Annotated in this window: 1 protein-coding gene; it reads left to right on the top strand. The window is 42.4% G+C overall.

Translation table 11 applies throughout. The features are described 5' to 3' along the window. Window positions 1-302: glutamate synthase-related protein (locus AAEY78_RS12500; protein ID WP_352339660.1), on the top strand; the 302-nt coding region annotated here is incomplete at both ends.

The following is a 302-nucleotide window of genomic DNA, read 5'->3' as shown; positions in this document are numbered from 1 at the left end:
AAGGTGGGTTAAGTCCTTATCATCTAAAAGGACATTGTGATTTAGTGTTTCAGATAGGTACCGCTAAATATGGTGTGCGTAACGAGCATGGTCATTTAGACCCACAAAAACTGACCGATATTGCCGCTCATCCTGAAGTAAAAATGTTTGAAATTAAATTAAGCCAAGGTGCTAAGCCTGGCAAAGGTGGTATTTTACCGGCGATAAAAGTCACCGAAGAAATCGCAGCTATTCGCGGTATCCCAGCAGGACAAGACTCCATAAGCCCCAATGGCCACATTGAATTACATAATGTTGCTGAC

The organism is Psychrobacter sp. 16-MNA-CIBAN-0192 (assembly GCF_040309565.1).
Taxonomy (GTDB): Bacteria; Pseudomonadota; Gammaproteobacteria; order Pseudomonadales; family Moraxellaceae; genus Psychrobacter.
Note: the sequence above shows the minus strand (reverse complement) of the source record. Positions and strands in the feature narration are given on the sequence as shown.